Origin of the sequence: Paraburkholderia silviterrae (assembly GCF_004353915.1) — a bacterium.
Taxonomy (GTDB): Bacteria; Pseudomonadota; Gammaproteobacteria; order Burkholderiales; family Burkholderiaceae; genus Paraburkholderia; species Paraburkholderia silviterrae.
Genome location: NZ_SMRP01000007.1, coordinates 75188 through 89767, shown reverse-complemented (window position 1 = coordinate 89767; position 14580 = coordinate 75188). Strand labels below are relative to the sequence as shown.

The 14580-nt window shown below is 57.0% G+C and carries 16 protein-coding genes; 10 read left to right on the top strand and 6 right to left on the bottom strand.

Annotated features, from left to right (window positions below):
• The first annotated feature begins 40 nt into the window (after window positions 1-40).
• The 9 genes from EYW47_RS16375 (at window position 41) to EYW47_RS16335 (ending at window position 8630) form a co-directional block, all read left to right on the top strand.
• Window positions 41-1054, top strand: a complete 1014-nt coding sequence (locus tag EYW47_RS16375) for a zinc-binding alcohol dehydrogenase family protein (RefSeq protein WP_133195886.1) — start codon at window positions 41-43, stop codon at window positions 1052-1054.
• 79 nt (window positions 1055-1133) lie between these two features.
• Complete coding sequence (gene nfsB, locus EYW47_RS16370; RefSeq protein WP_133195885.1) at window positions 1134-1787, top strand: oxygen-insensitive NAD(P)H nitroreductase; 654 nt, start codon at window positions 1134-1136, stop codon at window positions 1785-1787.
• A gap of 27 nt (window positions 1788-1814) precedes the next feature.
• On the top strand, window positions 1815-2102 hold the full coding sequence (locus EYW47_RS16365; RefSeq protein WP_133195884.1) for a putative quinol monooxygenase: 288 nt from the start codon (window positions 1815-1817) through the stop codon (window positions 2100-2102).
• A gap of 394 nt (window positions 2103-2496) precedes the next feature.
• On the top strand, window positions 2497-2808 hold the full coding sequence (locus tag EYW47_RS16360; protein ID WP_133195883.1) for a DUF4148 domain-containing protein: 312 nt from the start codon (window positions 2497-2499) through the stop codon (window positions 2806-2808).
• 249 nt (window positions 2809-3057) lie between these two features.
• Window positions 3058-4368 (top strand): MFS transporter, encoded by a 1311-nt coding sequence (locus tag EYW47_RS16355; RefSeq protein WP_133195882.1) that lies wholly within the window; start codon window positions 3058-3060, stop codon window positions 4366-4368.
• A gap of 24 nt (window positions 4369-4392) precedes the next feature.
• Window positions 4393-5181: an enoyl-CoA hydratase/isomerase family protein gene (locus tag EYW47_RS16350; protein ID WP_133195881.1), complete on the top strand. Its 789-nt coding sequence runs from the start codon at window positions 4393-4395 to the stop codon at window positions 5179-5181.
• Window positions 5182-5183: 2 nt separating this feature from the next.
• Entirely contained in the window at window positions 5184-6422 is a 1239-nt protein-coding gene (locus tag EYW47_RS16345) for a CaiB/BaiF CoA transferase family protein (protein ID WP_133195880.1), read from the top strand.
• 61 nt (window positions 6423-6483) lie between these two features.
• Window positions 6484-7476, top strand: a complete 993-nt coding sequence (locus EYW47_RS16340) for a LysR family transcriptional regulator (protein WP_133195879.1) — start codon at window positions 6484-6486, stop codon at window positions 7474-7476.
• A gap of 206 nt (window positions 7477-7682) precedes the next feature.
• The gene (locus EYW47_RS16335) at window positions 7683-8630 is read left to right on the top strand and encodes an aldo/keto reductase (protein ID WP_133196065.1); all 948 of its coding nucleotides are present in this window, start codon (window positions 7683-7685) and stop codon (window positions 8628-8630) included.
• A gap of 50 nt (window positions 8631-8680) precedes the next feature.
• On the opposite strand, the gene EYW47_RS16330 is transcribed toward EYW47_RS16335, so the two are convergent.
• The 3 genes from EYW47_RS16330 to EYW47_RS16320 all read right to left on the bottom strand — a co-directional run bounded on the left by EYW47_RS16330 (window position 8681) and on the right by EYW47_RS16320 (window position 11125).
• The gene (locus EYW47_RS16330) at window positions 8681-9826 is read right to left on the bottom strand and encodes a porin (RefSeq protein WP_240763755.1); all 1146 of its coding nucleotides are present in this window, start codon (window positions 9824-9826) and stop codon (window positions 8681-8683) included.
• Window positions 9827-10176: 350 nt separating this feature from the next.
• The gene (locus tag EYW47_RS16325) at window positions 10177-10470 is read right to left on the bottom strand and encodes a DUF4148 domain-containing protein (RefSeq protein WP_133195877.1); all 294 of its coding nucleotides are present in this window, start codon (window positions 10468-10470) and stop codon (window positions 10177-10179) included.
• A 373-nt stretch (window positions 10471-10843) separates the two neighbouring features.
• Window positions 10844-11125, bottom strand: coding sequence for a DUF4148 domain-containing protein (locus tag EYW47_RS16320; RefSeq protein WP_133195876.1), 282 nt, complete (start codon window positions 11123-11125; stop codon window positions 10844-10846).
• A 265-nt stretch (window positions 11126-11390) separates the two neighbouring features.
• On the opposite strand from EYW47_RS16320, the gene EYW47_RS16315 reads away from it, so the two are divergent.
• Window positions 11391-11708, top strand: coding sequence for a DUF4148 domain-containing protein (locus EYW47_RS16315; protein ID WP_133195875.1), 318 nt, complete (start codon window positions 11391-11393; stop codon window positions 11706-11708).
• Between the two features lie 40 nt (window positions 11709-11748).
• On the opposite strand, the gene EYW47_RS16310 is transcribed toward EYW47_RS16315, so the two are convergent.
• The 3 genes from EYW47_RS16310 to EYW47_RS16300 all read right to left on the bottom strand — a co-directional run bounded on the left by EYW47_RS16310 (window position 11749) and on the right by EYW47_RS16300 (window position 14564).
• Complete coding sequence (locus EYW47_RS16310; RefSeq protein WP_133196064.1) at window positions 11749-12948, bottom strand: porin; 1200 nt, start codon at window positions 12946-12948, stop codon at window positions 11749-11751.
• 225 nt (window positions 12949-13173) lie between these two features.
• Window positions 13174-13800, bottom strand: coding sequence for a response regulator transcription factor (locus EYW47_RS16305; protein WP_133195874.1), 627 nt, complete (start codon window positions 13798-13800; stop codon window positions 13174-13176).
• Window positions 13801-14045: 245 nt separating this feature from the next.
• Window positions 14046-14564: an Atu1372/SO_1960 family protein gene (locus tag EYW47_RS16300; RefSeq protein ID WP_240763742.1), complete on the bottom strand. Its 519-nt coding sequence runs from the start codon at window positions 14562-14564 to the stop codon at window positions 14046-14048.
• Window positions 14565-14580 lie beyond the last annotated feature (16 nt).

Genomic DNA, 14580 nt, shown 5'->3' with positions numbered 1-14580 from the left:
GGGTGGTTTCCTCGCTTATCTATAACTGGAGGTATCAAAAATGAAGGCTATTGGTTACTACCGCAATCTCCCCATTGGCGACCCGGAATCGCTGATCGACATCGAACTGCCTGAGCCGGAGCCCGGTCCGCACGACCTGCTGGTCGAAGTGCATGCGGTGTCGGTCAACCCCGTCGACGTCAAGGTACGCGCGGCCATGGCGCCGGAAGGAGGGCAGCCGAAGGTGATCGGCTGGGACGCAAGTGGCGTCGTGCGCGCGGTCGGCAAGGACGTCACGCTGTTCAGACCCGGCGACCGTGTCTGGTACGCTGGATCGCTGGTGCGGCCGGGCACGAACAGCGAGTTGCATGTCGTTGACGAGCGCATCGTGGGCCACATGCCGAAAACGCTGAACTATGCTGAAGCGGCTGCGCTGCCGCTCACGACCATCACGGCGTGGGAGATATTGTTCGATCGCCTCAAGGTACCGCAGGGCACGACGCGCTCGGACGAGACGCTGCTCGTCATCGGGGCGGCTGGCGGTGTGGGTTCGATCCTCGTGCAACTCGCACGCAAGCTGACCGGCGTGACCGTGATCGGCACGGCGTCGCGGCCCGAGACCGCGAAGTGGGTTGCGGACCTGGGCGCGCATCATGTGATCGACCATTCGAAGCCGCTTTCGCAGGAGCTGAAGCGGATTGGTTTCGAAGGCGTGGACTACGTCGCGAGCCTGAACCAGACTGATCACCACTTCGACGAGATCGTGGCGTCGTTCAATCCGCAGGGTCACCTGGCGCTTATCGACGACCCCGAGATCTTCGATTTCCGCAAGCTCAAGATGAAGAGCATCGCGCTGCACTGGGAGTTCATGTACACGCGCTCGATGTTCTCCACGAAGGACCAGATTCGCCAGCACGAACTGCTCGATCGCGTGGCCGAGCTCATCGACGAGGGCGTGTTGCGCACGACGCTCAACGAGAGCTTTGGCACCATTAATGCTGCCAATCTGCGCCGTGCTCACGAGCTGCTGGAAACCAACCGGGCGCGCGGCAAGCTGGTGCTCGAAGGCTTCTGAGCAACGGCGTCCGTTATTTATCGAACGAGGGGTGCCGGCATAGGCCGCCGCGCTCCCCTCAAGTGTCAAGGAAACCATCGTGAATATCACACACTTCGCCAAAACGCGTCGTACTACTAAGGCATTCGACTCGACCCGAACCATTCCTCAAGAGAAGATCGATCAACTGCGAGAACTGATTCGGTTCAGCCCGTCCTCGGTGAATTCGCAGCCGTGGCACTTCGTCATTGCGTCGAGTCCCGAGGGCAAGGCGCGGATTGCAGCCGCAGCCGAAGGACGCTATGCCTACAACAAGCCCAAGATCCTCGATGCGTCGCACGTAATCGTGCTGTGCGCGCGGGAGCAGATGACGTCCGCCCACCTGGAGGCTGTGCTCGAGCAGGAAGAGCGGGATGAGCGCTTCATCATTCCGGATGCGCGCAAGTCGCAACAGAATTCGCGTCAATCCTTCGTGAACACGCATCGATACGACCTGAAGGACGCACAGCACTGGATGGAGAAGCAGGTCTATCTGGCGCTGGGAACGCTGCTGCTCGGTGCGGCTACCCTCGAGATCGACGCATGCCCGATGGAGGGATTCGACGCCCAGGTGCTGGACCGCGAACTCGGTCTGCGCGAGCACGGGTTTTCGAGCGTCGTTCTGGTGGCGCTTGGCCATAGTGCAGAGGCCGACTTCAACCGGACGTTGCCCAAATCGCGGCTGCCGGCCAAGGCGATCTTTACGGATATCTGACGGCCATTCCCGAGTGAAGGAGAGATCATGAGCAAGCAGATCATCGTCGCTGTAATCGAGGCAGTTCCCGAACACGCTGGCACCGTTTCCCAGGCGCTCGAGGAGGCGGTGCCCGAGGTGCGCAAAGAGCCCGGCTGTGAGCAATATGAGCTGCACCGCGACGCAACGGCATCGCATCGCTTTGTCATGCTCGAACGCTGGAGCGACGAAGCCGCGTTTCGGCAACATGATGATAGCCCGGCATTCAAAAGACTTGCCGGTGTACTGGCGACACGTGCCACGCTTCAAGTGACGCACCTCGTCAAGATTGTCTGACTTGCGCCTTATCTCTCTCCACATGCGTGGCTGTTCCAGTCGCGCATGTGGCTCGTCAGGCTAGCGTGTTCCATCGCCCGCGATTGATACAGCCACGTATCGGAATAACTTTACAACATGCTACAAATCCTACCCGATTCAACCGCAATCGCATAAAGCTTCCTTCTATTGCAACGGGATGAATGATGGTCCGTACATACCACGAGAGAACATCCCGGCATGGGTGTCACGGTTCGCATTTCGTGAGCTGAAATTTCAGAAATTCAATGTAAAAAGAAGAATATGTTTTCGGATTTTCGGGGATTAATTGCATGAGTAGATCGCTGTAGACTTGAATCATCGGTTGTAGACATGACGTCTCACCGATTAACGAAAATCTATGGAGGTATTAATCATGAAATCCCTGATCCAATCCATTGCAATTGCTGCTGCACTCATCGCACCGGCGGCGTCCTTCGCCCAAACCGATACAACTATTACCCGAGCACAGGTGCGGGCTGAACTGATTCAACTCGAGAGTAACGGCTATCACGTTGGCGATGGCGACCAAACGCGATATCCAGCACCGATTCAAGCCGCCGAATCGAGGATCGCGGCGAAGAACGGCAATACGGGTGGATATGGCGGCACCGCGACGGGTGCGTTGGACTCGGGGCGTCCGACGATCTCGCAGTCTGATTGGAACGCAATGTACAGCCGTTCGTAATGGGTGGAGAACCGCTTTGTCGAATGGCTTGTCAAGTGCCTTCCGACCAGAGAGCCCCCCCCCTTCAATATCGTCGCAGCGTGCGCTCCGGACGGAGCGCACTTCATGTTTCAGCCATAAGAAACGCTACTTGATCAAAAAGAACTATCAATTGGATTAATAGCCGACGGGGAAGTAGGATCGGCTTGTACGTGAAGAGATGGATGGGGCCGTTAATGAGCCACACCGATATCTATATGGAGACAAAGCATGGCTATTGACATAGTTAAGCGGAAAGGCCTTGGTTCGACGATAGTCCTTTGCATGTTGTGCCTTGCTTACCTTATTACCTATATAGATCGAGTAAATCTGAGTACCGCCGCACCGGTAATCAAGGTGGCGTTCCAGCTGAGTAACACTCAACTCGGCTTTATTTTTGCGTGCTTCGGCTACAGCTACACCGCGTTTCAAATTGTGGGCGGTTGGATGGCCGACAAATACGGCGCACGAAAGACACTTTTTCTCTTTGGTGCGATCTGGTCGATCTCCACTTTCATGACCGGATTAGTTGGCGGATTTGTGTCCCTGGGCTTGGCGCGTTTGATGCTCGGCATCGGGGAGGGTGCAACATTCCCGGCGGCAACGCGAGCGATCCGACAATGGATTCCCGCTTCGAGATGGGGTTTCGCGCAAGGGCTGACTCACGCGGCTTCGCGTTTCGGGACAGGCATTGCGCCGCCTCTGGTTGTCGCCTTGATGGCGATGGGCTCATGGCGCGAGCCGTTCTATGTACTAGGTGTTCTCAGTATTACATGGAGCGTGGCGTGGGTCGTCCTTTACCGGGACGGTACCCCCATCAAATCCGACACAACTGGAACGGAATCCATGACGCCTGGAGCCTCGCGCTCGAACGGCAAGATGAACCCTAAAGCATGGCGAAATCTGATCTTCAAGATGCTTCCTGTTGCCGCGTTGTACTTCTGTTACGCATGGTGCATCTGGATGTATCTCTCGTGGATTCCGTCGATGATGAAGGAGGCTTTTTCCCTCAACCTGGAGACAGCCGCCGCTTACTCGGCTGGCGTGCTGATGGCCGGCGTCGCGGGCGATCTCATAGGAGGCCTGTTGACCGACCGCTTGTACAGGAAGTCAAGGAATCTGGCGTTCGCTCGCAAAGCGCTGATCGTGTTCAGCATGCTCGGTTCGGCTGCCTGCTTGAGCGGACTGATGTTTTTCCGGGGCGTCAATTCCGCCGCGCTTTGTCTCGCAATCGGGTTATTCCTGCTGGAACTGACGGTTGCTCCGGCATGGTCTTTGCCAATGGACATCGCACCCGAATCATCGGGAACCGCAAGTGGAATCATGAACGCTGGCGGTGGCATAGCGGGCATTATTTCCCCTTTCCTGTTCGGTTTCGTGCTCGATGAGACGAAAAGCTGGATGGTTCCTTTCTACATCACCATCGGCATTCTGCTGGTGGGGGCCTTGATCACATTACGCCTGAAACTGACTTCGGCGCAACAGCAGCCGCTACCGAACGACGGGGCAGCGGACACTCTGCCGATGTCGGCCAACACATAGAAGCTACCGTTATAGGAGAATTCCATGACTGATTTGACGCAAACTGGCCTTCAAGACATTGAAACGACTCCGCTTTTGAAGGTTGTCGGGGCGAGAGCTGACATTACATTCAATCGGCCAAGTGTCCATAATCGCGTTCACCCCGACGATATCCAGGCGCTTCATGTTCACTTCGACCAGATCGAGGCGGATCCCACTGTCAAGATTCTGGTGTTCTCAGGCAATGAAAAGTCTTTCAGCTCAGGATTTCATCTTGGGATTCTTTCGGAGTCTGACCAAGGCGCGCGGGATTTCGAAGTCTTGACTGATCGCCTCGAGAATTTGCGCCCCATCACCATCGCGAAGGTCACCGGACCGGTCTATGGCGGTTCGACGGACCTGACCTTGGCATGCGATTTTCGTTTCGGTCGAACGGGTGTTCAGATGTTCATGCCGGCGGCGCGACTCGGCCTCCACTATTACCCCCACGGGCTGCGGCGTTGGGTAAGTCGTCTGGGCCTTGGGCCTGCGAAAAAGCTTTTCCTGAGTTCGAGTACGATCGGATATGAGGAGATGCTCCGCATTGGTTATCTCGACGAGGTGCACGACGCAGACCGGTTGGGGCCCGCTGTCGATGCATTTGTGCAACGGCTGCTGGCGCAAGCCCCCACGGTTCAGCAACGAATGAAACAGGTTCTGAACCAGGTGGCCCGGCAAGAGTACGACGAAGTGTATGCCCGAGAAGGTTTCGTTCGCAGTCTCCAAAGCGCAGATCTAAAGGAAGGGCTGCAGGCCTGGGGCGAAAAGCGCAAACCGCAGTTTCAGGGAGCTTGACGATGGATCTTGCACAACAGCCACTAAAGGGCGTCAAGGTACTCGAGCTTTCGCAGATCATGGCCGGGCCAATTTGCGGACTGATGCTCGCAGACCTTGGGGCAGAGGTGATCAAGGTCGAGAAGTTTCCAAAGGGCGACGACGCTCGAGCGTACAACAATTCCGGTGCTCAAGGCGAGGTCTCGCGCTCCTTTCAGACGATTAATCGAGGGAAGAAGTCCATCGCACTGGATATCCGAACGGAGCGAGGCAAGGCGCTCCTGCTCGAAATGGTCAGAGATGCCGATGTCGTGACCGAAAATTTTCGCCCGGGGACGATGCAAAGATTGGGTCTGGGCCCGGACGATATGCTGGCTGTGAATCCGGCGCTGATCTACGTCTCGATCAATGGCTTCGGGAGCCAGGGGCCGTTGGCCGATCGCGGCGGGTTCGATCTGGTGTTGCAAGCGTTCAGCGGGCTAATCCATGTCACAGGTGAGGCCGATCGCCGGCCGGTTAAGCCCGGTGTTCCTCTCGCTGACGTGAACGCAGGCATTCTGGCGTGCCTCGGTACGCTGTCTGCGTATATTCATCGACTCCGCAGCGGTACCGGTCAGTGGGTCCAGACCTCCCTGTTACAGGCCTCGACACAATATCTTTACTGGTACGCAGCGATGCACTTCGGAGGCGGCGCTGTGCCGACCAGATTGGGAACGGCGCATCCGGTGATTGCGCCATACCAGACTTATACGTGCGCTGACGGCGAACTGGCCCTAGGTGGAGGTAACGACTCGATCTGGCAGCGGATTGCGAGCATCGTCGGACATCCCGAATGGTCGCAAGACCCACGTTTTGCGAGCGCGAAGGATCGACTGGAGAACAGGCAAGCACTGGCTGCTCTTATGGATGGCGCCTTGAAGCAGAAGTCCCGCGCGGACTGGGAGCAGCTATTCACGGCTGCTGGCGTGCCTGCCAGCTCTGTCCAGTCAGTAGGCGAGGCGCTGGATCATCCGCAGACCCATGCCATTGGGATGGTGATTGACGCTGAGGCCGCGGAAGGAGGGATGCTGAAGACCATCGGGTTTCCAATTCATTTCAATGGCAAGAATTCGCCGGCAATTTCACGCGCACCGAAGGTGGGCGAGCACACGCGCGAAATCCTCGGTGAACGTGGTTTGGATGTCGAGGCGATCGATGCTCTGATGGCGGAGCGCGTTTGCTTTGAGAGTGAGGCTGTGCAGGCGGAAGAAGCGTCGCAATAGGCTGTTATGGGACGAAGCCGACGCTGTTCGATGGAGCAAGGCGGGTTAAGGAGCGACGTAGTTGATTGATCTGCGAATTTTTCAGAACTTCCTGAGGGTAATCAGTCTGGGCAGCGTTTCGCGTGCAGCCGAACAGGTTGGTCTGACCCAGTCAGCCTTGAGCCAGCAGATAGCGGCGCTGGAGAGCGAGTTCAACACTGTTCTGCTCCATCGAACCTCTAAAGGCGTTCGTCCAACCGAGGCTGGCTTGATCGTAGCGGGTCGTCTTCAGGTCATTGTCAAGCAGTTCGACACGGCCCGGGAAGAAGTGAACTTCAAGCATGAGTTGCCGACGGGAGTCGTCAGTGTTGGCCTTCCGAGCAGCGTCGCTGAAATACTCTCCGTACCCTTGGTAGAGGAGTGTCGTGCGCGCTATCAGGGAATCCATCTGCGTATCGGCGCCAGCCCGAACAGATCGCTTGCCGAGGAACTGCTGGCAAGTCGCCTGGACTTTGCGGTCATGTTCGAAGCCAGCCCACATAAAGAACTGAAGCACTTCCACGTGGGTGCGGAGAGCTTTTACATGGTCTGTGCAGCCTCATCGAACAATGCGAAGAAGCATGAAGCTGCGCTTGAAGATCTTGCGGAGTCGAACCTTATCCTGCCTTGTCGACCGCATTTTATCCGTTCCACCCTTGAGCAAAGATGCGCAGCAAGGAACATCAAAATAAAATTTGCGGCTGAGGTCGATAGCTTGTCGAATATTGTGGATCTTGTCGCAAGCGGGCAATACGAGTCCATCCTTCCGTGGTCTGCGCTTGCGCGGCACGTCAATCAGGGCGTGGCCGTTGCCGTCCCATTCGACCCGGGCATTAGCCGTACGGTCAATATTTCGGCGCTTTCGGAGGTCCCGCTATCGGGTGCAGCGGCTCTGGTGCTGCGACTGATGGTGGAGGTCGTTCAGCGCCTGGTTACCGGGCAGAGGTGGAAAGGTCTGCGACTAGTGCGGGATCTGAATGTGGACTCGGTATGCGATCAATTTAGTTCGGCGCGATTTAGCCTCATACGACCTTGACACGTCAATTAGGCGACCAATATGCGATTGCTGACGGCTAATGTCACATCGGATCAAAACAGCCGTTCCACATTTTATCCAATTTTTTAGGAATCGCACGATCGAGTACTGTTCCCGGCATGCGCTCTCCCATTCGAGCAAAGCGGGGTACAAATTCACGCCTATACTTCCTAACTGGTATCACCCTGCTTCTGGAGGTAGAAAACATGCAAAAGCGTACTATTGGAACATCGGACCTGCAGGTGGCGCCGCTTGTCTTCGGCGGCAACGTCTTTGGTTGGACGGTCGACGAGCGCACCTCGTTTTCGATTCTTGATGCATTTGTCGAACTCGGCTTGAACTTTGTCGACACCGCCGACAACTACTCGTACTGGGTCGACGGCAATCAAGGCGGTGAGTCCGAGACCATCATCGGAAAATGGCTCAGGCAAGGTGGCAAACGCGAGAAGATCGTGCTGGCAACAAAGGTCGGTATGTGGGACGCACACCCGGGCTTGTCGGCGGCCAACATCGAAGCGGCCGTTAATGATTCGTTGCGTCGTCTAAAAACGGATTACATCGACGTTTACTACTCGCACATCGACGACGCAAAGACCTCATTCGAAGAAACGCTAGGGGCCTATGCCAAGCTCATCAAAGCCGGTAAGGTGAGGGTGATCGGAGCGTCGAACTACACAGGAAAACGGCTTGCGGAAGCGCTGAAAGTTTCGACGGAATCGGGACTGCCCGCGTATCAGATCCTCCAGCCCGAATACAACCTGTACGATCGCGAAAGTTACGAGCGAGATCTGGAGCCGGTCGCAGTGGGAAACAAGTTGGCGGTCGCGACGTATTTCAGCCTGGCAAGCGGCTTTCTGAGCGGCAAGTACCGCTCGAAGGCGGATGCCGCAAAGAGCTCGCGCAGCGCGCTGCTGGACAAATATTTCAATAGCCGCGGATTGCGCATCGTGGACGCGCTCGTGGAGGTCGCAAAGCGAAACGAAACCGTGCCCGCGAGCGTGGCGCTTGCGTGGATCATGGCGCGGCCCGGCATGACGGGGCCCATCGCCAGCGCGACCTCGGTCGAGCAGTTGACGAGCCTTGCCGAGGCAACTCAGCTCGAGCTTTCAACTGACGACCTGAAGTTGCTCGACGAAGCGAGCGCACCCGCATAGCGACTAACCCTGCCGCATTCGACGCAACTTGAAGCGCACTCGATCCACCATCAGAAAATCTTGCGCACGCCGACTGCCACCCCAACATTGTTGGTGCGACCCACGCTATCAACAATGCCGGCCTGGTTGGTTGAACCGGGGTAGTCGGCGGAAAATGCTCCGTTGCCACGCGCGAAGTCTGCGGCGCCGTAGACTTCGGCGTGCTTTGAGAACGAATACTCCGCAAGAACCGTAGCGGAATAGTTGATGCCGACACCTAGCGTTCCATCGAGTCGCTGCGCGTTGCGCGCGTGGTCGTAGTAGCCGGCCACCGTAATCATCAGTGGGTTTGTCGCCTGCCAGTTTCCGCCTACATAAAACGCGTCGTCGATGCGGTTCGGGCTGCTGCCGGGAAGCTTGGGCGCCCCCGCTTGTTGCATGTCGACGTCGGTCGTTCCGGTCTGATCCTGCGAGTGTAGCCAGCCGGCCAACAGACGAATGGTAGACGTTACCTGATACGCCACGCTGAGATGCAGCATATTGATCTTTGCGCCATTGACGAGGCTGCCGTTCGCGGATGAGACCGAAGTCTGCTGGAAGCCTGCCCCGAGCGTTGCGGGACCATGCGCATAAGACAGTTCCACGCCGTAGGTGCTGTCGAGGCCCATCGCGCCGGCATGGTTGCCGAAGCCGTATATGGCATCAAGGGTCAAGCCGTCGAACGTCAGGTTGTACTTCACCGAGTTGTTGATGGTAAGGTATGGCCCGATACCATTCCACACCCAGCTATCTTGCCAGTAGTTGCCTACGGTCAGCGGATCGAATATATCGCCCATCGTGTCGTAGAGCGGCGCATATTGACGGCCGAAGGTTAGCGTGCCGTATTTCTCGCTCGACAGGCCCACATACGCCTGGCGACTGAAGAGCGTGTTGGGCGTGCTCAATCGGCCGTTATAGGCGTAAAACTGATTTTCAAGGTGGAAGAGGGCGGACAATCCGCCGCCCAGGTCTTCTGTGCCCTTCAAGCCCCACCGGCTATTGGTTTCCGGGCCGACCGTCATGGCGGCCTGGTCCTTGCCGTCTGGGCCGGCATTGGTCTGATAGCGGATGGCCGTATCTACGATGCCATAGAGCGTCACCGAGCTTTGTGCGTACGCCGGGGCAGCGACGAGCGTAAAAAGCGCAGTCGTCACGCCGTAAGTGACGACTTTTTTCAGGGGAGGGTTCAAATGCAGGATTGATCGTCCGGAGTTTTTTTGTCTCATATCGCGCAACCTGGAAGGTCCCTTGTGTTGTTGAAAGAACTCGAGGATGTCTGATCGTATTCGGCGAACAGCAAGCGGAAGGTGTTCGCTTTGAGGTGCAAGATTTAGGACTACTTCAGGGTACAGACCTAACCCAGAACGACTTATGCGCAGCGGAACTTAATGAGGTATAGCGGATAATTTGCCGATTCGCCAGGAAAGTTGATTACGTGGCGCAGCATATGGACTTCTCTGGTATAGAGCGATGCCCGAGGACGGGAGGCAAAGGGCCCCTGCCGTCGCTCGGGCGACGACCTGACAGGTTAGTGGTGACCATACGGCGATTTCCAGTCGGCCGGGGCACCGGCATCCGAAGAGCCGTTCGCAACACCACCGACATCTGCAGCGGCGTTCTGTGCGGCGACCTTGGCTTCAGCGGCCTGAATATCGGCCGGATAATACGGATCTTCGCCAGAAGGGCGATAGCCTGCCTTTTCGATTTGGACCAGTTCGGCGCGGACTTGCGCTCGGGTGATGGGCTGGGTCGACTGAGCAAAAACGGCAATGGGAGCCGAAAGAATAGCGGCAAGAGCAACGGATTGAATCAGCGATTTCATGATAACTACCTCCAGACTTTACGTTGGTTCTGCTACGAACAACCCTGTTCGTAATCAGTGGTTATAGTCTAGGCAGATAGATTCTCAAGATTAAGACGGATATCACGAAAGCTCTCTTTAGCTTGGTAGTCCGGATTGATGGCAGCATGGATAACCTTGCACTGAGTTGAGCCATTGACTACCTACATGTACCCATTCACATCGAAATAAATCGGATGCTGATCGTGGAGTACTAATGCTGAACCAGCCGACGGGGAATTCCGGCGCAGACTTGCTGTGAGATCTGCGAAAGACGTCGTTGCCCGGAGTCTGCCTGATCAATCCGACGCGACGGCCTATCGTCCCCCATGTCGGCGGGCGGACGAAGCTCTTGTTATCGCGGCAAAGCAGTGCTGCCGGCAATTGCCGTTCCGGGACGGCCGTCGCGAGAAACGCCGCTTTGCGCATTCGTCGCGGTGATCCGGGCTTCTGCGGTCATCAGGTTGCCCGGGTGGTGAGGGTCGTTGGTAGCGTGCGGATCGTAGCCGGCGTTCTCGAGCTTAACGAGTTCGGCGACGACCTGTGCTCGCGTGACGGGGCCATTTTGTTGAGCGAGGGCAGCGATCGGAGCAGTGAGTGCGGCGACGATCGAGAGGTAACGTACAAGTGCTTTCATGGGGCTGTGTCGCATCATCAGGTGGGGATCGCAATGATCCCCGGTCATATGACTCTATCGAGACAGCGAGTCCCGATACAGCCGATGGCTCACGAAACTGCATTTAGTAAAGCCGACGAATCGAGTGCCAAAGATTCTGCGATTGGGAGAAAGAATGCTTCTGACGTTCAGGGGTTAACCACCATGGACGAACCTCCTAGACTGCAGTCATCGGTTGCAGACAAGGCGTCGCACCGAACCACTAAATTCAGCGGAGGTATAGAAAATGAAGTCCCTGATCAAATCGGTTTCACTCGCTTTGGCCCTTGTCGTGCCGGTTGCCTCGTTCGCTCAGTCGAATGCCCCGGTCACCCGTGCTCAGGTTCGTGCCGAACTTGTTCAACTCGAGAAGTCCGGATATCACGTGGGCGACAGCGATAACGCGCACAACCCCGATGCGATTCAGGCCGCCGAGGCGACTGTAGCCGCCCAACAACGCGCTGCGGCGAACAGCGGCTACGGTGGTGTCACGAGCGGTTCGTCGGACGCAGGTCAGCCGATGGTGTCGAAGTCCGACTGGAATGCGATGTACAACCATCCGTAAGCAGACGGCATCGGGTGCGTAGTTCGGGCTTCACACGCGACTAGAAGCGATGTCTGAGGCCAACGGCTAGCACAACCTGCTGATTGTTGGTCGAGGGTGTGAGCGTGAAGACGCCGGCGTCGAAGGCATTGATGCCGTTGCCGCCGCCAACACGTTGATAAACCCCCTCGACATACACATCGGTACGCGGCGAGAGCAGATAATCGGCTTGTGCCATGACCTGGTTCCAGTGTGGGTTGGCACCGCCGCGCGAAGATGTAAATGTGGACATCGTGTACGTGTACGACGCACCGAGACTCAGGTTGGGACGCAGGAAGTAACGGCCGTTGATTTCGAAGTTGTCGAATTTGATGTAATTCCCGGCGCCGTTCGACGGCCCCGGCAGCACACCGTTGCTCGTGCTGCCACCGAACGAGAGGCTCGACACGCTGTCGGTGGACGAATGGGTCCACACGATGCCGACCGACGACTTGCCGAACACGTACTGTGCCCCAACACCGAACATTCTCTGCAAGCCGCCGATCGTCAACGCATCGCCATCGCCGGTGCTGGCCGCGCCGTTCGGATTTTGTGCATTCGGATCGCGATTGATCTGCAGATAGGCTGCTGCAAGGTTGACGTGGCTGACTGTGTAGCTGATCCCTACGCTGTATGCCGCGTTGTTGGCGATCTCGCCTGCCGCATTCGAGAACGCGTACATCGCGCCCAGCTTCAGTCCGTTGAACGACACACTGCTGAACTTCACCGAATTGTTCAGGCGCATATCGTTGTTGAGATTGTCGTTGTCGTATGGATGATCGGCAAGGTTGCCGCCAAATCCGGAGCCCGTTGCGCTTAGTGGCGCGAGATACGAAACCATGAAGTCGTATTGGCGGCCCAACGTAAGCGTGCCGTACTGGCTCGCTCTCAGACCGACCCATGCCTGGCGGCCAAATAGATCGCCACCATTCCTGAGCGTTCCATTTGCCGAGTTGAAGCCGCTTTCCAGCAAGAATAGGGCGCTGATTCCACCACCGAGGTCTTCGGCCCCGCGCAGGCCCCAGCGAGGTGTATTGAGACCGCCGCTGAACTCTTGCCATTGTGTCCCGCCGCCGGCAGAAGGATTCGCCGCGTTGGAACGGGCATTGCTGCTGTAGAGAAGACCGGTGTCGATCAGGCCGTACAGTGTCACACTGCTCTGGGCGTGCGCGGCGCTTCCGATCAGCGTTGCCGTAGCGACGGCAAGAGTTCGATATTTCATCCCGTTTCTCCGATGCCTGTTCGGTACCTGTGATGCTTGTTGGGGTACGCTACGAGGAGCTTGCGGTTGCTCCCCTATTCGACAGGATTGGAACGAGAGTGTTTTCTTCAGGTGCACGCAACGTATAAGAATTGCACGCATATCGCGTCGTCTGCGTGAGGTTCAGCGCCGTTCGTGTGCTTCGGTGTCTCGCGATCGGTAGCTTGCTAAGGGCGAGTCTGACAATTAGCGTATTGGTCCGATGCCGATCGAAGTCGCCATTAAAACGAGTTCAGCAACGGAGCGCGCACCCATCTTCGACATGATTTTTCGACGATGAATCTTGATCGTGACTTCGCTTAAATTCATCTTGCAAGCGATCTGCTTGTTAAGCAGCCCGCTCAAAATGTGCCCAAGCACCTGCCTTTCTCGCTCGGACAGACGTGTATAGGCGTCTCGCAACGGAGCGAGCGACTGTTCGGCTGCGAGACGTTTGCTGTCTCGAGCGAGCGCGGCAGTGACCGCGTCAAGCATGTCCTGATCATGAAAGGGCTTGGCGAGGAAGTCCGTTGCGCCCGCTTTCATCGCCTTGACGGACATTTCGATGTTGCCATAGCCCGTCATGAAAACGATGGGCATGCGCAATCCGAGCTGCGCGAATTCCTGCTGGAGTACCAAACCACTCTTGCCAGGCAGGCGGACGTCGAGCACGAGGCAACTCGGACGGTTCGGTCGCTGGAAGGCGAGGAATTCGTCCGGTGTTGCGAAAATTTCGGTGTGTAGCCCGATTGAGCGCAAGAGGCGGCTCAGACCGTCCCGGACGGGTTCATCATCGTCAATGATATAGACGACAGGAACAGGTGTAATCTCCATGTAATTGAAGCGTAGGAATGCAAAATAAATTGTGGATAGTGCTCGATGATATTTTTTGCTATGACGAATCGAGCAATCAGGTTCAGGAGGGCGCTGGGATATCAGGCGCTTATTTCGAATGGCTCAATGGCTCGCAGGGGCCGTGAGCATGGCTTGCGGTATGTACGCCAAGGCTCCCGGCACCAGTTCATGGCGCCAGGAGAAGGGGATAGACGCATCATGATCCGGTTTGACCCCATCGCGGCTCATGCTGGTTTCCAGTTGGCATCGACCACTTCGGCAAAGAAGCCCAGCATCACGGGCACGTCTCGCGGCATTACGTGATGGCCGAGGGATGTGCGCGCATGTCGGCCGCGCTCGCCGAGGATGTCATGAATCAACCTGGAGGCGGCGTCAAGCACGGCTGGCATATCCCCGAAAGTGGGTGCGCAGCCAATATGACCATCGAGGCGAATGAGGCGGATGTTGTCGATTGAGCCAGCGGCTTCGGCAAGCCTCGCGAGGCCGTTCAATGCGCACAGCCGCGCGGCGGCCATGCCTTCTTCTGCTGTGACGTTCCTGCCGAGTTGTCCGATGTAGGGCAATGATCCGTTCTCGAACGGGAGCTGAAACGATGTGGTTATCAGGTTTGCGTATCGCGCCCAAGGCTCGTACTCTCCCACCGGAGCTGCCGGCCGCGGCAAAACGATGTTCAGTGCGGCGAGACGCGCTGACGGCAGCCAGGATGCCTGTAAAGAACTGGCGCTTTCGGTGCGATGATTCACGGTTGCCTCCATTGTG